17 protein-coding genes and 1 tRNA gene are annotated in these 19,422 nt (G+C 55.1%); 13 read left to right on the plus strand and 5 right to left on the minus strand.

The window, feature by feature from the left end:
• Positions 1-10: 10 nt before the first annotated feature.
• Positions 11-1,117, minus strand: coding sequence for a saccharopine dehydrogenase family protein (locus tag ACR3EH_RS15440; RefSeq protein WP_171188296.1), 1,107 nt, complete (start codon positions 1,115-1,117; stop codon positions 11-13).
• Between the two features lie 174 nt (positions 1,118-1,291).
• Complete coding sequence (locus ACR3EH_RS15445) at positions 1,292-2,161, minus strand: hypothetical protein (protein ID WP_171188294.1); 870 nt, start codon at positions 2,159-2,161, stop codon at positions 1,292-1,294.
• A 181-nt stretch (positions 2,162-2,342) separates the two neighbouring features.
• Here ACR3EH_RS15445 and ACR3EH_RS15450 point away from each other — a divergent pair.
• Positions 2,343-2,418: transfer RNA gene (locus ACR3EH_RS15450), tRNA-Thr, on the plus strand.
• A 314-nt stretch (positions 2,419-2,732) separates the two neighbouring features.
• On the opposite strand, the gene ACR3EH_RS15455 is transcribed toward ACR3EH_RS15450, so the two are convergent.
• Positions 2,733-3,704 carry a helix-turn-helix domain-containing protein gene (locus ACR3EH_RS15455; protein ID WP_171675749.1) on the minus strand — a complete coding sequence of 324 codons (972 nt, stop codon included), beginning with the start codon at positions 3,702-3,704 and terminating at the stop codon, positions 2,733-2,735.
• A gap of 270 nt (positions 3,705-3,974) precedes the next feature.
• Between ACR3EH_RS15455 and ACR3EH_RS15460 the strand changes: the two genes are divergently transcribed.
• The 3 genes from ACR3EH_RS15460 (at position 3,975) to ACR3EH_RS15470 (ending at position 7,093) form a co-directional block, all read left to right on the plus strand.
• The gene (locus ACR3EH_RS15460) at positions 3,975-5,633 is read left to right on the plus strand and encodes a sulfatase-like hydrolase/transferase (protein WP_371732079.1); all 1,659 of its coding nucleotides are present in this window, start codon (positions 3,975-3,977) and stop codon (positions 5,631-5,633) included.
• Between the two features lie 332 nt (positions 5,634-5,965).
• On the plus strand, positions 5,966-6,154 hold the full coding sequence (locus ACR3EH_RS15465; protein WP_171188274.1) for a hypothetical protein: 189 nt from the start codon (positions 5,966-5,968) through the stop codon (positions 6,152-6,154).
• Between the two features lie 81 nt (positions 6,155-6,235).
• Positions 6,236-7,093, plus strand: a complete 858-nt coding sequence (locus ACR3EH_RS15470; protein ID WP_171675751.1) for a tyrosine-protein phosphatase — start codon at positions 6,236-6,238, stop codon at positions 7,091-7,093.
• Between the two features lie 324 nt (positions 7,094-7,417).
• On the opposite strand, the gene ACR3EH_RS15475 is transcribed toward ACR3EH_RS15470, so the two are convergent.
• Positions 7,418-8,365: a DMT family transporter gene (locus ACR3EH_RS15475; RefSeq protein WP_371732109.1), complete on the minus strand. Its 948-nt coding sequence runs from the start codon at positions 8,363-8,365 to the stop codon at positions 7,418-7,420.
• A gap of 264 nt (positions 8,366-8,629) precedes the next feature.
• The gene (locus tag ACR3EH_RS15480; RefSeq protein ID WP_171188270.1) at positions 8,630-9,283 is read right to left on the minus strand and encodes a GntR family transcriptional regulator; all 654 of its coding nucleotides are present in this window, start codon (positions 9,281-9,283) and stop codon (positions 8,630-8,632) included.
• On the opposite strand from ACR3EH_RS15480, the gene ACR3EH_RS15485 reads away from it, so the two are divergent.
• The 9 genes from ACR3EH_RS15485 (at position 9,282) to ACR3EH_RS15525 (ending at position 19,332) form a co-directional block, all read left to right on the plus strand.
• On the plus strand, positions 9,282-10,583 hold the full coding sequence (locus ACR3EH_RS15485) for a Gfo/Idh/MocA family protein (protein WP_253762041.1): 1,302 nt from the start codon (positions 9,282-9,284) through the stop codon (positions 10,581-10,583). The genes ACR3EH_RS15480 and ACR3EH_RS15485 overlap by 2 nt on opposite strands.
• A gap of 91 nt (positions 10,584-10,674) precedes the next feature.
• Positions 10,675-11,685 carry a TRAP transporter substrate-binding protein DctP gene (dctP, locus tag ACR3EH_RS15490; protein ID WP_171188269.1) on the plus strand — a complete coding sequence of 337 codons (1,011 nt, stop codon included), beginning with the start codon at positions 10,675-10,677 and terminating at the stop codon, positions 11,683-11,685.
• Between the two features lie 30 nt (positions 11,686-11,715).
• On the plus strand, positions 11,716-12,291 hold the full coding sequence (locus ACR3EH_RS15495; RefSeq protein ID WP_171188267.1) for a TRAP transporter small permease: 576 nt from the start codon (positions 11,716-11,718) through the stop codon (positions 12,289-12,291).
• Positions 12,288-13,583: a TRAP transporter large permease gene (locus ACR3EH_RS15500; RefSeq protein ID WP_171188265.1), complete on the plus strand. Its 1,296-nt coding sequence runs from the start codon at positions 12,288-12,290 to the stop codon at positions 13,581-13,583. The genes ACR3EH_RS15495 and ACR3EH_RS15500 overlap by 4 nt, the downstream gene beginning before the upstream one ends.
• Positions 13,583-15,475 carry a bifunctional sugar phosphate isomerase/epimerase/4-hydroxyphenylpyruvate dioxygenase family protein gene (locus ACR3EH_RS15505; RefSeq protein WP_171188264.1) on the plus strand — a complete coding sequence of 631 codons (1,893 nt, stop codon included), beginning with the start codon at positions 13,583-13,585 and terminating at the stop codon, positions 15,473-15,475. The genes ACR3EH_RS15500 and ACR3EH_RS15505 overlap by 1 nt, the downstream gene beginning before the upstream one ends.
• On the plus strand, positions 15,472-16,308 hold the full coding sequence (locus ACR3EH_RS15510) for a citryl-CoA lyase (RefSeq protein ID WP_253762043.1): 837 nt from the start codon (positions 15,472-15,474) through the stop codon (positions 16,306-16,308). The genes ACR3EH_RS15505 and ACR3EH_RS15510 overlap by 4 nt, the downstream gene beginning before the upstream one ends.
• The gene (locus ACR3EH_RS15515) at positions 16,298-17,494 is read left to right on the plus strand and encodes a Gfo/Idh/MocA family protein (protein WP_253762045.1); all 1,197 of its coding nucleotides are present in this window, start codon (positions 16,298-16,300) and stop codon (positions 17,492-17,494) included. The genes ACR3EH_RS15510 and ACR3EH_RS15515 overlap by 11 nt, the downstream gene beginning before the upstream one ends.
• Entirely contained in the window at positions 17,475-18,149 is a 675-nt protein-coding gene (locus ACR3EH_RS15520; RefSeq protein WP_171188262.1) for a hypothetical protein, read from the plus strand. The genes ACR3EH_RS15515 and ACR3EH_RS15520 overlap by 20 nt, the downstream gene beginning before the upstream one ends.
• On the plus strand, positions 18,142-19,332 hold the full coding sequence (locus tag ACR3EH_RS15525) for a Gfo/Idh/MocA family protein (RefSeq protein WP_171188261.1): 1,191 nt from the start codon (positions 18,142-18,144) through the stop codon (positions 19,330-19,332). Before ACR3EH_RS15520 ends, ACR3EH_RS15525 begins: the two co-directional genes overlap by 8 nt.
• The last annotated feature ends 90 nt before the right edge of the window (positions 19,333-19,422 follow it).

Below are 19,422 nucleotides of genomic sequence, written 5' to 3' on the forward strand. Positions count from 1 at the left end.
CTTTCATGTCTCAAGCCGCTTTGTTTTGAGGGGTTGCATCACCAGCGCGATAGAGCGCGCCAAATTCAGTGTTCAGGAAGTCGGGCAGCTTCACCTGCTCTTGCCGGACAAAGCCTTTCGAAGGCAGCGCACCCGTGCGCATCAGGTCGACAACGCCCAGAACGCCTGCGGCTGTCGTGACCTGAATGGCGCTCCAGGTCTGGCCGCTGATGTCACGGGCAAAGCTTTTGTTGATCAATGATTTCTCACGCAGCGCGCCGTCGATCATGCCCTTGGCTGTGCAGTAGACCAGAACAACGTCCTGATCGGTACGGGGCAGGGCGGATTCGAAAATCTCTTTCAGCAGATCGCGGCGACGTTCCAGCCCCAAATCATGCAACAGCAGTTTCAGAATGTCACAATGACCCGGGTAACGGATCGACCGATACGAGACCGACCGCGCCTTACCTTCCAGCGTTTCGGGCAATGTGCCCAGCCCGCCTGAAGTATTGAAACATTCGTATTCCACGCCGTCATGTCCCAGAACCTCATAGTCTTCCAGCGGCGCGGTTTTAACCCGTTGGCCGTTCACGATGGCATCGCAGGGGTTACAATACTCGTTGATCAGCCCGTCAGTTGACCAGGTCAGGTTGTATTTCAACGCGTTGGTCGGATAGAGCGGCAGCGCACCGACCCGCATATGCAGGCTGTCGATTTCGTCAAATTCGGCGGCCAGGGAAGCGCCCGCGATACCAACAAAGCCCGGCGCCAACCCGCATTGCGGCATGAACGCGGTCTGGCTGCCCTCGGCCAATGCGCGCACAGCGTTCGTGGCGGCCACATCCTCGGTCAGATCAAAGTAATGCGCGCCTGCTTTTTGGGCCGCCTCGGCAATCTTTGGTGTCAAAAAGAAGGGTGCTGCCGAAATGACGGCATCAAAACCGTTCAGACCTTCGGCCAAACTATGTGTGTCGCTGGCGTCGACCTGCTTGGTGGGAACACCAAGCTTTGCAACTTCGGCCAGTGATTTCAGGTCGTGATCCGCGACAGACACGGTGTAATTTGGCGATGCTTTCAGCAGGGTCGCGATCATCTGCCCGATTTTGCCTGCGCCTACGATACACACATTCCAGGACATTACTGTCTTTGCCTCCCAATTTATGCCTCACTTAACGATGGTTCGCAGGCTGTTCGGGTGGCAGGGTGAAATGTGACGAAACGTACAGGTATTCTGTCGTTATGACGGATAACTCGGAGTTATGACGGATCAGAGGCTGGCATCTGGGGCGCTAACTGAAACGGTGATCGAAGGTTACAACACGCGAATATCTGACATGGTGCGGATGGCTGCCATGTCCTGCGCATAAAGCTCTGTAAACGCGTCAAATATATCCGTGCTCCACCCGGGCAAATCCAACTCTTCCTCAACCTGCTCGGGGCGCGCTTGATCCTCGAGGACTTGCGCCAATTCTTCGCGTTGGCCTTGCAAATCCAAGGGTGTGCGCTGCCCAAGGATCTCCTGCACTTGTCTTTGCCCTGCATCGGTCAAAAGCGACGTCAAAAAGGAGTACTCATCGGGAAGGGGTGTCTCGCTGGGCAGCCCTGTCATAGCCCGGACAATATCACCCCAGATCAGAGGTAGATTTTCGTTTTCCCATACGGTCAGTTTAAACTGAGGCGCAAGTTCGCGCAGGTCTTCGATCATGCTGAGCCAACTGAGGCAACTGAGGTCGGTGCTGGCCAGAATATCTCGCCGGTGGTCTTCGTGAATGGACATCAGCGTTTTGGGAATAAAAAGTCCGGGGTTCACCAGGCCGATAAACAGCTCAAGCTGCGCGCCTTCCAAAAGGGTCTCGGTAAAGGCTGCCCGCCGTCCCGCAAAAGGATAAATCTGACCATGTTGCAATGCAGTCCGTCGGGGCCCAAAGAACTTGTCGCTCGACAAAATTACACGCTCCAGGTTGACGTCTTGTGGAAAAAGAGGGGCCAGACTGTCCCGCGTTTCTTCGATCGATGTCCCATGGATCAGTGCATCCGACATGATCTTGACGAAATGACGGGACATGCGCGGGCCCATCGGAGCAGTCTTCATCTCTGCCAACATCTGTCTGTTTGCAACAAGCGACGACAAAATGTGGCCTTCATCGGCAAAGGCTGCACCGGCATGAATGATTACCCGCATGTCGTCTTCCGTACCCCCAGCCAATGTGCCCAGCCTTGCACATGTCCTTTACTTTACCAGACGTATGCGGTGTTTTTGCCTGTGTGGTTTTTGCACTTTCTCAGGAAAACGGACAATACCCTAGTTCAAGTTGAAAATGAGGCTTGCAGTCCCCCGCCAGAGGAAGTAATCGACTGCCAAAGCCCCTATAGCTCAGCTGGTAGAGCAACTGATTTGTAATCAGTAGGTCCGCGGTTCGAGTCCGTGTGGGGGCACCACTTTAAATCATAAAAAATATTAAATTTCATCGTGTTAAAGCGCATTCGCTGGATTCGAAGGTGACATGCAAGGTGACGCTATGCATCTAGTCATCGCTGAATTTGGAGCGACTTTGATCTCAGCGAAGTACGTTACTCAGAAGAAAGTGGGTGGTGTTTACTACTTTCTTAGGGGAGTTTAGGAAGATATGCGTCGCACCTCTCGGTTGTTGCCGGCGGCGCAAGGCGTTCAAAATGTCGAGAAGTCGAGCGACGTGCAGCCGCTTTGGGCTGGGTGTCGCGACCAACACGAATTGCAGAGAAACTTTGTTGATCTACTCGCTCTTCGTCTGGGATGGCAACTCGCCAAAGAACATCCTGTAGTCGCGTGCGAACTGTCCCATGTGCCAAAATCCGTGCCGGTTGGCAGCGTCGGTTATTGTGCCCTCTGAGTGCCCTGCAAGAAGGTCTTCACGAACTCGGTTCAACCGAAGCCGCAAATAGTATGACTTGGGGCCTTGTCCGAACTGTTCTTTGAACGCGCGATCCAGTGTTCGCCAGGACGCCCCGCTTTCCTTGCATATCTCTTCTATCGATTTTGGCTCTTCCAGATTGACGAACATGAGGTCGATTGCACGGCCAAGAACGCGCCGTCGGGTATCGACCTGACTTTTGTCGAAATGTGCTTCGTTGTCAGTCAGGATGTTCAGGGCGTCAAGCATCAGAGTTCCCTCAGTCTCTTGAGACCATCGCGCATCGGTACAGGTAAGCAAGTGGGATACACGACGCTCCAACTGCATTAGGCTGGCTAAGCCTTCTTTTGAGCTCAATTTTCGAGCATCCGGTTTGTCGCCATCCAGGTGAAATCCACAGGTCTCAGCCAACTTTTCCAGCCGCCGGGTTTCAAACGAAACAACATTGCCCGTAAATCCGGCCGTAGAAACACCATCAAACCCGTCGCTATCTCCAAAAGACAAGAATGCGCTATCGGTTACGTCCTTTGTTTGCCATCTTTCGACAGCACCCTGTGATGGAATGCCAAATGTTATCCATCCGCTTGGAGATACACCCCGCTGGTGTACACGTTGATTCATCGCGATGTTCAAAGCGGACACCGAGTGCCCTGAGCGCACTTTTATTCTCGTAGACAATCGACCTGGGTCAAGCTGTCGAAAGTCGATCTCCCAAGGTGTAAAGTCACCGATCATATTGGGATGGTCAAAATCCAGCGCGATTGCCGGTGCCACCCCTTCCCATCTGGGGGGGGCAGTATTCTGCAAATTTGGCGAATTTTTGATGTGGTCCATTTACAGAGCCTGACAGTTTACCGGTAATGTAGCTAATTCGATAGGCGAGGTGTCAAGTGACTGGGGGGTCCTCAAACGATACGACTATGGGTCGCCCGCGGCTTGCTGAAGCCGATGCGCGGTCAGAGCGGGTCGTGACGTTCCTTACGCCACCTGAGCACCAACGCCTTTTGGAGTTGGCGCAGAGATCAAAGCAATCGCTCTCGGCCACGTGCCACGCACTGATTGTTCAGGCCATGGAATCCATGAGTACTCAAGGGGGATCTAAGAGTGACTAACGTTACACAGAAGATTGGTATCGCTGCCTGTATGCTTACAGTGCTAAGTGCGGTGCCAGCGGTCGCACAACAAGACGCAATTGTGCATGATGGCGAGTATGAGTTCCTGCGCGCTCAATTTGGCGAACAATGGGATGCGCAGGACACCGAGATTGAAGCGAGGTTGGCGGAAATCCGGGACGCCAACGGCGGCAAGCCACCGAACTTTCTGTACATCCTTATCGATGACATCAGCTTCGGCCAGATGGGCGAGCGCAAGATGAACTACGTGATGGGGATAGAAACCCCGAATATCAATGATTTTGCCAGCGAAGGCATGTCGTTGATGCGTATGTACACCGAGCCCTCTTGCACTCCAACGCGTACGGCCATGTTGACCGGACGCCATCCGATCAGGGCCGGTGTGGAAGAAGTGAAAGTTGCTTTGGTCGGGGAAGGGCTGCCTGCCAGCGAAGTGACGCTGCCGGAAATCCTGAAACAGGCGGGTTACAATACAACCCACGTCGGAAAGTGGCACCAGGGCGATATCGAGGAGGCCTACCCGCACAATCAAGGCTTCGACTGGGCGGCTTTCCCGTTGCATCAACAGGTTCAGCTAAGCCTGATGACGCGCGAAGCGATGCAAGCGAATAATATGCTGGGATACCATGCGTCCGGACAGAACAATGCGTTTCTATTGGATGAGCGGTTCAAACCCTACGGTTTGGTAACGGGCGTCGAGGCGGAAGCAGGCGGGCCAGCGCGCGAGGTCGAAATGGCTGTGGGTGAAGAATGGACTCAAGCCAAGTATGAAGAGATGAACGAACGCTATCAGGCACAGGCGATCGAGCAGCTTGAGCGCGTTGCAACCCTGGATGAACCGTTTTTTCTCCAATACTGGCCGCTGTATCCGCTGAACTTTGCCTATCCTGATCAAGCACTGTCGCGTAACGGAGGGTTTCACGCGGACAAGTTGCAGCTTCTGGACGGCTGGATAGGTGAGGTCCTCGCCGCGCTGGAACAAACCGGCGAGGCGGACAACACCATAGTCATGATCATGGCTGATAACGGGTTGATGTACCATTACGAAGGGACATCCGGCTTGAACCAGCTGATATACCGGGGGGGCAAAACCCAACACCTCGAAGGGGGGGTGCGCACTGATGCGTTCATTCGCTGGCCCGGTGTGATTGAAGCTGACAGCGCTGCTGGTGACATTTTTCACGTCTCGGATATCTACACCACAATCGCGCGTATCGCGGGCGCTACGGACTATATCCCGCGTGACCGGGTGATCGATGGCATCGACCAGACAGCATTGCTGCTGGAAGGTGAAGGCAATGGGCGCAGAGACTACGTTTATGTGTACGAAGGTCCGGTCCTGCGCTCGGTCGTAAAGCAGGAGTTCAAGATGCACCTGCCGGCACCAGGCGCACCCGGAGCCGCAGCACCCACTTACAACATCTATCGCGACCCGCGCGAGCAGCATCCGCTTGTGGGGTACTCGCTTTGGGCCGGCGCGTCGTTTCAGGACATGATCAAGCGCCACCAGAAGATGATCGCCAAGTATCCGAACTCTGAGATCGGCAAAGACATCCCTTACGGCGGTATCGAAAACCTGCGCCCCGAAAGCGAAGAAGCACGACAGGTCTTCATGAGCTGGCAAGAGTGAAGCCCCAAGGGCGCGCGGGGCTGTCCACGCGCGCCTCAAAGGTAACGAAAGTGCATCGCGATGAGTAGCCAGCACATCAACAGGTCAATGTCATGATTGAAAGAACCACACCAACCCAAAGACAACATCTGGCCGTCACAAGCGTTGCCCTTTTTTAGGCTGGTCAGCAAATGGGAATGCGCAAGACGCGGACTGGGATTTCACAGGCTACCTATACCTCTGGGGCCCGGCACTGAGCGGCGAAACAACAACCGGTCGCAGCATTGACATCAGCTTCAGCGAAATACTCGACAATCTCGATTTCGCATAGATGGGCGCGGTCGAGGCGCGGCGTGGCAAATTGTTGGTTTTTTGCGGACACGTTGTATCTGGATCTGAGTGATGACCAGGACGCCGCCGTGGGTCCAGGCATTCCAGCCAATGCGGATGCCGAAGTGCGCGGGACAGTATTTTCCGACTCTGTTGGCTATGATCTTGTCGACAGCACTGACACGCAGGTCGCCGTTTTTGGCGGGTTTTGAGCCAACCAATGTCAGACCTCGTCGATCTACGCGGGGCAAAGACATCAAAGACCTAAGTCCTACACGGCAATGGAGAGAGACATGAACCTGGTTAGATCAATTGGCGTTACCCTCCTTCTGATGACGGTTGGCACATTTCCCGTTATCGCGGATGAGGAGCGGGCTGTTCCCCTGGAAGGTGTCCTCAACACCCGAGACCTCGGTGGCTTGAAAACGGAGGACGGTCGCGTTGTACGTGCGGGGCAACTCATCAGATCCGGCGAGATAGACGAGATCAGTGAGCGCAGCAAACAGCGCCTGGACGACATGGGGGTCAGCGCAATTGTTGATCTCAGAACCACATCCGAAGCGACGGCCCACCCGGCGCAATGGCCAGAAGGGGAGGGACCCAAACGCCATAATTTCCCTGTGATGGAAAGTGAAAGTCAGATGATTGAAGACATGCGCGCAAGCATAAAGTCAGGGACGGCCACCGCGGAGGGAACAGATGCCTTGTTTGCCGGTGCCTTTGGTTACATCGCAACGGATTATACAGACGAATACCGCGATCTGTTCGACGTTTTGCTTGGCCAGCCGGAAGGGGAGGCAGTTCTATTTCATTGCTCCGGCGGGAAGGATCGCACCGGTGTCGCGACCGCGCTTGTCCTGACCGCGCTTGGTGTCACAAAGGAAGACATTCAAGCCGATTTCATGATGAGCAACGTGCTTAAAGATGCTGACAACAAGGCCGAACAGATCGCGGCGGAAGTCAATGCGGCTTACGGCACAAATATGACGGCAGCAGCCGTCTGGCCTTCGCTCGGGGTTCGGGATTCCTATCTCGACGAGTTCTACAACAGCGTTGAAAAGAGCTATGGTTCGGTCGAAGGCTACCTTCGCGAAGGTCTTGGTCTTACAGATGAGGACTTGGACTCTCTACGAAACAGATACCTTCAATGAGGCTACCCTCTCCTCCCGCAAGTAGAGAGGGTCCGCCCCAAAGATTCCCCCAGGGCTGTTAACAAGTGGCTCGGGTGGTGGGGGCATAAACGGGGGCATTTCCCGGAGCGTTTAGCCCCAAGTGCCTGTCGTCGTTCCATGTTCTGATGAACTGGCTGGGGTGGTAGGATTTTTTGTCAACATGTTGAAAATTAACAAAATAAAGGAAATGGGGTCAATGGGTAGTGTTCGGAAATTGGTTTAAGTCCAGTATTGTGCCTCACTTTTCTGCTTTTGACTTTGTGTTTGCACTTTGTATGTCCGGAACGGACCGAGCGAGTAGCCTTAGATTGGAGGTACGGCACGTACGGTGACCAACTGCCTGGCCGCCATCCTTTCGCGATGTATCATATACAGCCCCGCACTGATGATGATCGCAATGCCAAGCAGGCTAAGCGTGTTCGGGAAATCATTGAAGACAAGATAGCCGAACAAGGTTGCGACCGGCAGCTCAAAATACTGCAGCGGTGCCAGCGTGACGGAAGGTGCAAAAGACAGCGCATAGGTCATCATCATGTGGCTCACCGTCGCGAAAAAGCCAGCGCCCAAAAGCCACAACAACGCGATATCTGTCGGCCAAACGGGATCAAACAAATCAGAGCCGGAACCTTGCGCAACAATTAGAGCTGGAATGCAAACCAGGCTGGCGATCAGGCCGGTGTGGAATTGCAGGGTCACAGGGTGCACCCGACGCGACAACCCCCGGGTTAAAAGAATGTAGAAAGCGAAGGCAACTGCCGTGCCAAGCGGAATAATAGCAACAGCGCCGAAAGCTGCGAAACTTGGCTGGATGACGAACAACACCCCGACAAACCCCACAAGCGCCGCGCCAACGCGACGCGGGCCAACGGCTTCTCCAAGATAGAACTTGCCGACCAACAAGACGATGAAAGGGGCAACGAACACGATTGCCAGCGCATCGGCAAGGGGCATCACCCGGATCGCGGCAATGAAGCAAAATGTTGCGAACACCAGCAGCAATGAGCGGAAAACCATCACCATCACCTGATCTTTCGCCACGCGCAACGACAGTCCCATTATCCAGATGAAAGGCGCCATTAGCACACATTGCACCACAAACCGAGCAGCCGTAATCTGCCCAACCGGCACACTGGTCGACGCGAGTTTCGCAGACACATCCAGCAAAGGAGCGGTTAGACAAAACCCCAGCATCAGCGCAACGCCAACAAGGGTGCGATCCGGAGATTGAGGTATGGGTTCGGCAGAGGTCATCGTTTCATTTAGAGATGTTGCCAAATGCTTGTCTGTTCTCAATACGACGACAGGCAAAAGTCCCGCAATCCACGAGTTCGGGTTGAATTGGATGTAGCGCTCGTGGCGAATTTCTCCTCTGAAGGGCCGCACAGCCGCGTCAGGTGGCCGGGCCAAAGGGCAGCTAAGGGCCGTTCACAAACTTCTCGATTTAGACTTAGAATTTTGAGATTTTCACTGCCAAGTCGACCTGAAGACGTCGAAGCACGCAATCAGCATGCCGCCTTACATAGCCTGTAACGTGTGGGTGAGGCCGTTTCGGATGTGATCCTCCAACAGTTTCTTGGCCGTGTCGGCGTCTCTGGCCAGCGCGGCATCGAACATGCCCTTGTGCTCCTTGACCGCCTCTTCGCCGCGATAAGTCAGCACAAGCATCTGATACCGCAGGTACTTGTCGTAGATGATTGAATGCAGAGACAGAAGGTTCTTGGAGTTACAGGCTGCGATCATCGCTTGGTGAAACTCCCAATCATATCGTTTCCAGGTTTCTTTCTCGGACTCGTCGCCTTTGAGAAGCTGCTGTTCCATCAGATGCAGTTTGTGGTGTGCGGCAACAAGGTTGCCTTCCCAGTCTGTGTCGCCATTCGCGATGGACAACTCCAACGCGTGGCATTCCAACAAGACTCGCAGCTCTGATATCTCGGTCAGGTCTTCTCGTGAAACCGGTGTGACCAGGAACCCCCGTTGCTCAGGAGCTTCAACAAATCCGTCGCTGGCGAGCCTGTTCAGCGTTTCACGAAGTGTCGAAAGGCTTGCCGAGTAGCGTTCCTTCAAGGCGTCCAGCTTCAGTTTGGAGCCGGGCTGCAACTCCCCGAAGATGATGTCCCGCTTGATTCGCTGATAGGTGCTTGCACCTATCGTAGACGGCTGTTTCGCCATGCGTTTCACCCGATATTATCAGTTTCCTCGTTCAATTAGCATTTTTCAGAGACATCAGCAATCCAAACTGATGTATGGTAAAAATAAAAATATCATACATTATTGCGGAATCGCGAAAACCCCAATACGGTCGTGGCCAAGTTGGGCAAAGCAGCCCGATCGCAATCATCGGTTTCGGGATTCGCCGGGCCCTCCGGAAGGAAGCAAAGTGTCTAAGAACTTTCGCATTGCCATTGTCGGCATTGGTCTTGTTGGACGCCGCCACGCGGACGCTATCCGAGCGTTGCGCCATGTTGATCTCGTCGCGGTGGTCGACCCCAGCGATGAAGGTCGTGCTTACGCCGTTGAGCACGGGGTCGCATGTTACGAGACCCTTGAGGAAATGTTTGTAAATCAGACGCCGGACGGAGCTGTCCTTGCGACCCCGACCACGCTTCATGTTGAACAAGGCCTCACGTGTGTTCGACATGGTTGTCCTCTTCTTGTCGAAAAGCCGATCGCCGTGGAAGCCACCGCTGCACTTGAGCTTGTTGAAGCAGCGGAGAAGGCCAATGTGCCACTGATGGTCGGACACCATCGTCGACACAATCCTCTGATCCGGTCGGCTAAGGAAGCCATTGTCGATGGGAAGATTGGAGATGTGCGCGCTGTCCATGCGAATTGCTGGTTTTATAAGCCAGACGAGTATTTTGATGCTGCGCCCTGGAGAAAGAAACCCGGTGCAGGGCCCATCTCGGTCAATCTTGTCCACGATGTGGATCTGCTGCGGTACCTGGCCGGAGAAGTCTTGACCGTTCAGGCTCAGTCGGCTGTATCCAAGCGCGGTTACGACAACGAAGATGTTGCCGGTGCTCTGTTGACGTTCGAAAGCGGGGCGATTGGAACCATAAGTGTGTCCGACAGCATCGTCGCTCCATGGAGCTGGGAGATGACGTCTCAGGAATATCCAATCTATCCTTCAACCACTGAGAGTAGCTACATGATAGGTGGCTCTCATGGTTCGTTGTCCGTTCCCGATCTTCGATTGTGGAGTTACCAGGGTGAGCAAAGGGACTGGTGGACGCCAATCTCATCAACCGCGCTGAAGAAGGGGGCGTCTGACCCTCTGGTCAATCAGCTTAGGCACTTTGTTGAAGTAGCTCGACACGAAGCAGAGCCGATTGTGTCTGGATGGGAAGGTTTAGAAACACTTCAAGTTATTGAAGCTATTCAGAATTCCTGCAGAACAGGTGAAACAGTCAGGATAAGAAACCTTCAGGAAACGCAGCAACAGAGATTGCAAGTAATGAAAAATATCTGATATTTTGTAAAACATCTTGCAAAATGTCCAAAATAGGTCAAAACTCTGAATCGCAAAAAAGAAGCATCATGATGTCTCAGGGAGGAGCAAAGTGATTACCAAACTTACCCGCCGGGCTGCTGTATCAGCCCTGGTTGCAACCGGTGTTCTGTTTAGCGCAACAAGTGGTGCGCTGGCGGAAGACAAAGTGCAACTTCGCCTCGCAACATCAGGATCGGAGACCGATCAACGCTCGGTCGCTATGGCCGAGGTTTTCGCGCCCATGGTCGCTGATTTCGCAAGCTACGAGCCCAGCTATAATGGAACCATCTTCGCCCAAGGAACCGAGTTGGACGCCATCAGCCGGGGTAACCTGGAAATGTCGATCACCTCGGCGCAAGAACTGGCACAGTTCTTCCCCGAGTTTTCGATATTTACAGCAGGCTATGTCCATCAGGACGCCGCGCATCAGGTGGCTGTCTTCAACGATCCCTTGATGGATGCCTTCAAGCAAAAGGCCGAAGAAGAACTGGGCGTCAAACTGCTGTCGGTCATGTATTTGGGCCGTCGTCAGGTGAACCTGCGCCAACCCAAGGATGAACTGACCGTCAGCACCCCGGCTGATCTGGAGGGTGTGAACCTGCGGATGCCGGGCACCGATGCGTGGCAGTTCCTTGGCAAAGCGCTGGGTGCCGCCCCGACACCAATGGCGTTCTCAGAGGTTTATACAGCTCTGTCGACCGGCGCCGTTGACGGTCAGGACAACCCGCTGCCGACCGTGGTTGATGCCAAGTTTTACGAAGTGACCAATCAGATCATCCTGACATCGCACTTGGTCGACTTGAACTATATCGCCATTGGCAAAGAAGTTTGGGACGGGTTGACGCCGGAACAACAAGCCAAGGTTCAGGAAGCTGCGGACGCAGCAGCGGAATCAGGCCGTCAGAAGCAACTTCAGAAAGAAGAGGATCTGGTCAGTTTCCTGAAAGAGCAGGGGATGGAAATCTACGAACCTGATCTGGCAGCCTTCCGCAATCAGGTACAGTCCATGTATCTGGATAGCGAATTTGCGGGTTCCTGGCCGGATGGTGTTCTGGACCAGATCAACGCGCTGGGCAACTGAATCCAGTAAATCGAGGGAGGGAGAACCACTATGAAAGCCTTTGTCAAGGGGTTCTCCCGACTGACCGAAGCGATTGCCGGCGGGATGCTGGCGGCAATCTTCCTGATCTTCCTTCTGCAAATTCTCTTGCGGTATTTCTTTACCCCCGCCGGTTGGACGCTTGAACTGATCGGCATCCTCTGGGTCTGGGTGATTTTTTTTAGCTGCGCCTTCATCGTGCGTGAGAGGGATCACGTGAAGTTCGACATCATCTACCTTTCGGTGCCGATGCGCGTGCGGCAGGTCTTTGCGATGCTGGCGGCCGCAGCGATTGTGGTTGGGATGCTCTACAGCTTCCTTCCGACATGGGACTACATCGACTGGATGAAAATCCGCAAAACCTCGACCGTGCGAAACCCGTTCTCGGGTGAGAAGATACCGCTGCGCACCGTGTTCTCAATTTATGCGGTGTTCATGCTGGTCGTGGCTGCGCGGTATGGATGGCTGTTCTTTGACATCCTGCGTAATGGCCCACCTAAGACCGAGTTGGAACTGGTCGTTGGGTACAACGTGGTTGACGATCATCCCCGCGTCGACGGTGAATACGACGAGGAAGCAGACAAATGAGTTTTGAACTTCTTTCCTGCCTGCTCGCTCTCTTTCTTCTGGCAGGCATCGGGACACCTATCGGCTATTCCATCCTCTTGGCCTCATTGGTGTACCTTGGCACGGCCGGATTGGACGTCGCCCTCGCGGGTGAGAAGATCCTGCAAGGCTTCTACAAAAGCACGATTCTGCTTGCCGTGCCTTTGTTTATCGTCGCCGCTAATATAATGAACGCTGGGTCGATCACAGACCGCTTGCTGAACTTCTGCGTCGCTGCGGTCGGTCGGTTCAAGGGCGGCCTCGGGCACGTCAACGTGGTTGCGTCGTTGATTTTCTCCGGCATGTCCGGCTCTGCCGTCGCGGATGCTGCCGGGATCGGCAAGATCATCATTGAGATGATGACCAAGGACGGCCGCTACAGCCGAGGCTACGCAGCTGCAATCACGGCGGCGTCGGCAACGATCGGCCCTATTATTCCGCCCTCGATTCCAATGGTTTTGTACGCGCTTGTTTCCAAGGCCTCTATCGGGTCGCTGTTCCTGGCAGGGATTCTGCCGGGCCTGATCATGGGCGTCGTCCTCATGGCGATGAACTACTATCTTGCCGGCAAGCGGAACTTTGCATTGGAAGAACCTGTTCCACTGCGCGAATTGCCTGCAAAAACCGCCAACGCGTTCCCGGCACTGCTGATGCCAGCAATTCTGCTCTACGGTATATATGGAGGCGTCACTACGCCGACCGAGGCCGCCGCAGTTGCTGCATTCTACGCCCTGCTACTGGCAGCGTTGTTCTACCGCGCACTGACCTTCCGTGGCCTTTACCAAGTGTTCGTCGACAGCGCGCGTTCTTCTGCCGCCGTCGGGGTGGTCATTGGTGGCGCGTTCATTCTGAACTTCATCGTCATTCAGGAGCAAATTCCTCAGTCGATCTCAGCCTTACTGGAAGGTTCGGATGTCAGCCCGATTGTGTTCCTGATCCTGGTTAACCTGCTGATCCTCGCGCTGGGATGCGTGTTAGACGCAACAACGATCATCCTGGTGATTGTGCCCCTGTTCATTCCAACCTGCGAAGCGCTTGGGATTGATCTGGTGCATTTCGGAGTGCTGGTCGTCGTGAACTCGATGATCGGTCTGATCACGCCGCCCTACGGCATTCTACTCTTTGTGATCAACGCCGTGACGGACATTCCGCTGCGAGAAATCATCTCGGAAATCTGGGCTTTCCTCGCGGTTCTCATCTTCGCCTTGGTGATCATGATGCTGATGCCGGATCTAGTCCTGTGGTTGCCGCGTTTGTTTGGATATCAAGGATAATGTGCCTCTCGGTTTCGACAACGTCGATCCCCGGTGATCTGGCTGAAAAGCTGAGTGCTATCGCTGACGCGGGATTCGGGGGTGTCGAATTACACGAACCGGATTTGACCGCTTTTGACGGATCGCCATCGCAAGTCCGCAAAATTGCATCGGACCTCGGCTTGAAGATTTGCCTGCTGCAACCCTTCCATAATCTTGAAGGCCAGCCCGATGTCGGACGTGAGCGCGCTTTTGATCGACTGAAGCGCAAACTCGACCTGATGAGCGAGTTGGGCACGGAATTGCTGCTTATCGGGTCTGCCTTCGAGGTCGATGTCGCCGCGACCGAAGAACAGGTAATCGCAGATCTTAGCGAGGCGGCCCAGATCGCTAAAGAAATGGGGATGCGTCTGGCCTATTTGGGTTTACCATGGTCGGATCTTAGTCACTCGGATGAACAGGCGTTAGGCGTCGTTGATGCTGTCGACAGCCCTAATCTGGGGTTGGCTTTGAATTCCTTCTTCTCGCTTGCCGACGGATCCAAACCAGCCCGCCTTCGGGACATTCCCGGAGAGCGGCTGTTCCATGTGCAACTGTCCGATGCACCCCGGCTTGAGATGGATATACGTCGGCTCAAACGGCACTTTGGACTTCTGCCGGGGCTTGGGTCGCTGAACCTTGCGGGCTTCGTTCGCGTTTTGTCCCGCGCCGGATACAAAGGGCCTTGGTCGGTTGCACGCGTCAACGAAGCAGCTCCTCAACCTGGTGGCCGAACACTGGCCCGAGACAGCTACAGGTCTCTGGTGAACCTCCTGGATGAGGTATCACGGACCGAGCCGGGAACCGATTTCGGCATCCCGGAACTGCCGGAACGCGTCTATGCATCAGGCTTTGAGTTCGTCGAATTTACAGCTGATGAAGTAAGCGGCGCGCAACTGGCAGATATGCTGTCAGCAATGTGTTTTCGAATGGAGCGAAAGCATGTGAGCAAGTCCGTCGAGCTGTGGCGGCAGGGCGCGATAAACATCGTCGTGAATACCGAAAAGGAAGGATTTGCCCATTCGGCGTTTCTGGGCCACGGCCCCTCCGTTTGTGATATGGGGTTGCGTGTCAAAGATGCGGATCAGACGGTTCAGCGAGCGACCGCGTTGGGCGCGCCGAATTTCGCACAGCCTGTAGGGGCCGGGGAACTGGATATCCCGGCTATTCGGGGCGTTGGTGGCAATGTTGTCCATTTCATAGATGAGAAATCCGATCTGCATCGGGTTTGGGACATCGAGTTCGAGCCGGTTGCGAAAACCAAAGCCACCCAACCTGCCGGTCTGCGTTGTATCGACCATCTGGCACAGACGATGCGTCACGATGAGATGCAAAGCTGGCTGCTCTACTACATTTCGACTTTTGAGATGGCAAAATCCCCGATCGTGAACGTTGCCGACCCGTCGGGTGTTGTGCAAAGCCAAGCCATCGAAAGCCCCGAAGGCGAAGTGCGTTTAAACCTGAATGGTGCAGTTGGGCGTCGAACACTGGCGGCTTCATTCCTTGAAGACGGATTTGATGCCGGTGTTCAGCACATCGCCTTCCAGTCGGACGACATATTTGAAACCTCAGCCCAATTACGGAAGTCCGGTTTTCCCAGCCTGTCCATCCCAGAAAACTACTACGCTGATCTGCAAGCGACATTCGGATTAGATGACGAATTGGTTGCCCAACTGCGCCGAGGCAACATTCTTTACGATCGGGCAGCGGGTTCCGAGTATTTTCAGATATACAGCCGCCCCATCTTTAACGGCTTCTTCTTCGAAATTGTTGAACGCCGCATGGGTTATGCCGGTTACGGTGCGCGTAACGCGCCCATTCGCCTCGCCGCACAAAGCAAAACCCAGACGTTCAAAGAGGTGAAGACTCAATGACTGTGCTGGATGAAAACATGACGATGGATGAGCGCGCCGTTCGCCAATGGTGGCGTACCTCCATCATCGACATGAAGCCCGGTCAGATCGCGTTTCGTGGCAACGCCATAGAGGACCTGATCGGGAACGTATCTTTCCCGCAAATGATCTGGCTGATGGTGCGGGATGATCTGCCCAGCGACGCACAAGCGCGCCTGTTCGAAGCTGCTTTGGTCGCAGGCGTGGATCACGGCCCACAGGCTCCCTCAATCGCGGCTGCGCGTATGGCCGCCACCTGCGGGGTAGGTCTCAATAATGCGATGGCGACCGCGGTGAACATGCTGGGCGACGTGCACGGCGGGGCAGGAGAGCAGTGTGCAGAGCTGTACTATGATATCAAAGTCCGCATGGATGCGGGAGCTTCGCTGAATGACGCTGTTCGGGATGGCTTGGACAGCTGGCGCGAGACCTACGGCAAGATCGTATCGGGCTTTGGTCACAGGTTTCACAAGCCCGTTGACCCACGCGCACCACGATTGATGCAACTTGTTCGAGATGCGGCGGCAGAAGGCACAGTTTCTGGCCGGTTTGCCGATATCGGAGAAGAGGTTCAAGCCGAACTCGGTCGTCAACGAGGCGGTCGGCCAATTGCCATGAATATTGACGGCGCGACAGCTGTGATCTTCTGCGAACTTGGCTTTCCTGCGCCCTTGTCGCGGGGGCTGTTTTGCCTGTCCCGCTCGGTCGGAATACTCGCCCACGCTTGGGAACAGATGAACCAGGGTGGCCGCAACAAAGGGCCGATGCCCCCGAATTACTTACCCCTCTACGAAGACAGGAATGATGACACGTGAGACATCGAAATCCTTCCGGGTCGGCCTTATCGGCTGTGGTCGTATCAGTGATATTTATCTAAAGACACTATCCAAATTCTCAAACGTTGAGGTCGTGGCTTGCGCAAGCCTTGATCCTTCGGAAAGCCGCGTCAAAGCGGATCAATACGGTGTCGCCAAGGCCTGCACGCCAGATGAAGTGTTTGACGATCCGACGATTGACTGCGTTCTGAACCTGACAATTCCCGCGGCGCATGCGGAAATCAGTTTGCGCGGGTTAGAGGCGGGCAAGCACGTCTATTCCGAGAAGCCGTTGGTTATGAATCGAACGGATGGTAAGGCGATCCTGCACATGGCCTCTGAAAAGGGGTTACTGGTCGGTTGCGCGCCCGACACGTTTTTGGGCGGTCGCTGGCAGACCGTTCGGCGCTTGATCGACGAGGGTGCCATTGGCAAACCGACAGGGGTTTTTGCCCATGTCGGCACCCACGGGACAGAACGCCACCATCCCAATCCGGATTTCTACTATAAGGCGGGTGGTGGGCCCTTGCTGGACCTTGGGCCGTACTACCTGACCGCCATGATCTGCTGCCTTGGTCCCGTTGACCGGGTCGCCGGAATGGCGCGATGCACGTTTGACAAAAGGATGATCGAAAACGGCCCTCGCAACGGCGAATGGATGAACGTCGAGGTCGACACGCACTCCCTTAGCCTGCTGCAGTTCTCCTCCGGAGCTATAGGGTCGATGACCATGAGCTTTGACGTCTGGGACAGCGAAACGCCGCGGTTCGAGATCTACGGAGAAAACGGCACCATCAGCATTCCTGATCCAGACCCGGTTCATGGTGCCAATATCTTTCAAGGGGATGTCTGGCTGAAAACGCAGGAGACCTCACGCTGGTCTCATCAGCCTCGTCCAACCGGTCGCGAAGACTGGCAGGTGGTCGAAAACAAACACGGGTTCAATGAAGACAGCCGCGGGCTCGGCCTTTTGGATCTGGCCCTGGCGGCGCAAGAAGGACGCCAACCCCGTGCAAGTGGAGCGCTTGCCTACCATGTTTTTGAAGTCATGGACGCAATTGAACGGGCACCAAGATTCGGCGCCTATCAGACTATAGAAAGCCGGTGCGAAGCGCCGATGCCTCTGCCTGTCGATTTCCTCAACGATGAGAGGAAGGAGCTGGTCTATGCCTATTCAGACTCTTGACTTTGCCCAGCCATTTTTTCGCGTCCAGCACATCACTGATGAAGACAGAGTATCTGTCGAGGGTCGCGCCATTGTTCTGAATCTCGGGGAGAGGGGCCTCTCTGTCGAGGATCAAACCGTTGCACCGCTTTCCTCCGTGATCGTGCAAGACAGCACGCTTGGCGGCGTGGAACGCGCAGTCATTGTCCACGGTTTCGACTTCCATGCCGATGAAAACGAGTTGTTCGCATGGGTGAAAGACACCTGGCCATCCGCTTTTGATGTTCGCCAAGAGGAGCGTTTGCGCGGTGTCAGCCACTACATGTCGCCAAAGGTCTTCGTGGGTAACGTTGGGCTGACCATGTACCATTCCGGTTCGGTCCCATTGAATGTCGGATTGCACAAGGATCATCCTTTCTGCCCGGTACCGGGGTTTCGCGAAGTGCATACGCAAATCGTAGGCTTTGGCAAAATGCAGCAATGCCGCGAACGGGACGTTGAAACTCTTTACCTGGAAGAATTCATGGCCCCCGGCACGACGCACAGGCCGATGTATGACGCTGAAGGCAACTATCCCTGGCATCAGTACGAGACGATTACCCCCAGCATTTTCATGGCGGTGGAAATGCTGCCGGAAGGCGTACGGGTCCCGGAAATGGAGATTCAGAATGGCTGAGAGACTATTGCCCGAAGACCTGAACTTTGACGGCCCTTTCCCCCAGTTGTCTCGCCGTTTGCGGCTGGGCGTTGTTGGCGGTGGGCGTATCTCGGTCACGCAGGCAACGGCGGCCCGGATGACCGACCGGTGGGAGGTCGCTGCAGGTGCGCTCAGTTCCGACGCTGCGCGCAGCAAGGTGCGTGGGGCCGATTGGTATCTGCCGGCCGACCGGTGCTACGCGTCCTTCGACGAGATGGCAAAGGCCGAGGCGGCACGCCCGGATGGTGTGGACGCGGTGATGATCACCACCCCGAACCACGTTCACTTCGACGCGGCCAAAGCCTTTCTGGAGGCGGGCATTGACGTGCTGTGCGACAAGCCCCTGACCAATGAAGTCGCCGAGGCAGAGGGGCTTGAGGAGATCACCGCGCGCGCGGGACAGGTCTTTGCCGTCGGATATGCGATGTCGTGCTTTCCAGTTATCCGGCAAGCCAAACAAATCGTGGCGGAAGGAGGCATCGGTAAAATCAACCAAATCCACGTCGAGTTCATGCAAGACTGGATGACGCCCGATGATGTGGCTGATGCGCCCCACGTCAAATGGCGGCTGGACCCAAAGATTTCTGGCCCGACCAGCTGTGTCGGCGATATTGGAACCCATGCCGCGCATTTGGCCAGTTTTGTCTCGGGCCTGCCCTTGACCAACCTACGGGCCGAGTTCCATGTCTGCGGCGCGCCCAAGCCTTTGGAAGACACGGTGTTCATGCTCACCCGTTATCAAAACAAAGTTCCCGGAACCTTGATGGCGACACGCCTTGCCCCCGGGAATCGGGGAGGGTTGCGTTTGCGCATATTCGGGAACGAAGGAGGTCTCGAGTGGGATCTGGAGAATTCGGAGCAGCTGAAGTTCAATCGGTTCGGTGAGCCGGATCGTATCATCAGCCGAGGTCACGGGCATGGCATCGGCCCCGGCGCAGAACGTCTGATCCGTACCGCGCGCGGCTTCCCTGAAGGGATTATCGAAGCCTGGGCCAACCTCTATACGGAATTTGCCATGGCCGTAGCCGCGCGTCGGGATGGGGTCGCCGTTCCGGCCAATTGGCTGGCGTATCCCGGTGTCGGTCAAGGCGCGGATGGCGTCCGATTCATAGATGCCTCTGTGCGCTCTCACCAGTCCGGAGGCGACTGGGTCACCGTCTAAAGCCGCGCCAGCACAAAGATAAAACACGCCCGGGCTATTGCTCGGGCGTTTTCATTTTCTGCTCAGTATTAAAAGTTGATATTTTTAAAA

The organism is Ruegeria sp. BG7, from assembly GCF_056535685.1.

Bases quoted from the DNA above. Each gene is read 5' to 3' on its own strand.
- ACR3EH_RS15440 (WP_171188296.1), bottom strand. From the start codon at position 1,117: ATGTCCTGGAATGTGTGTATCGTAGGCGCAGGCAAAATCGGGCAGATG.
- ACR3EH_RS15445 (WP_171188294.1), bottom strand. From the start codon at position 2,161: ATGCGGGTAATCATTCATGCCGGTGCAGCCTTTGCCGATGAAGGCCAC.
- ACR3EH_RS15455 (WP_171675749.1), bottom strand. From the start codon at position 3,704: ATGGACCACATCAAAAATTCGCCAAATTTGCAGAATACTGCCCCCCCC.
- ACR3EH_RS15470 (WP_171675751.1), top strand. From the start codon at position 6,236: ATGAACCTGGTTAGATCAATTGGCGTTACCCTCCTTCTGATGACGGTT.
- ACR3EH_RS15475 (WP_371732109.1), bottom strand. From the start codon at position 8,365: ATGACCTCTGCCGAACCCATACCTCAATCTCCGGATCGCACCCTTGTT.
- ACR3EH_RS15485 (WP_253762041.1), top strand. From the start codon at position 9,282: ATGCGTTTCACCCGATATTATCAGTTTCCTCGTTCAATTAGCATTTTT.
- ACR3EH_RS15480 (WP_171188270.1), bottom strand. From the start codon at position 9,283: ATGGCGAAACAGCCGTCTACGATAGGTGCAAGCACCTATCAGCGAATC.
- ACR3EH_RS15495 (WP_171188267.1), top strand. From the start codon at position 11,716: ATGAAAGCCTTTGTCAAGGGGTTCTCCCGACTGACCGAAGCGATTGCC.
- ACR3EH_RS15500 (WP_171188265.1), top strand. From the start codon at position 12,288: ATGAGTTTTGAACTTCTTTCCTGCCTGCTCGCTCTCTTTCTTCTGGCA.
- ACR3EH_RS15505 (WP_171188264.1), top strand. From the start codon at position 13,583: ATGTGCCTCTCGGTTTCGACAACGTCGATCCCCGGTGATCTGGCTGAA.
- ACR3EH_RS15510 (WP_253762043.1), top strand. From the start codon at position 15,472: ATGACTGTGCTGGATGAAAACATGACGATGGATGAGCGCGCCGTTCGC.
- ACR3EH_RS15515 (WP_253762045.1), top strand. From the start codon at position 16,298: ATGACACGTGAGACATCGAAATCCTTCCGGGTCGGCCTTATCGGCTGT.
- ACR3EH_RS15520 (WP_171188262.1), top strand. From the start codon at position 17,475: ATGCCTATTCAGACTCTTGACTTTGCCCAGCCATTTTTTCGCGTCCAG.
- ACR3EH_RS15525 (WP_171188261.1), top strand. From the start codon at position 18,142: ATGGCTGAGAGACTATTGCCCGAAGACCTGAACTTTGACGGCCCTTTC.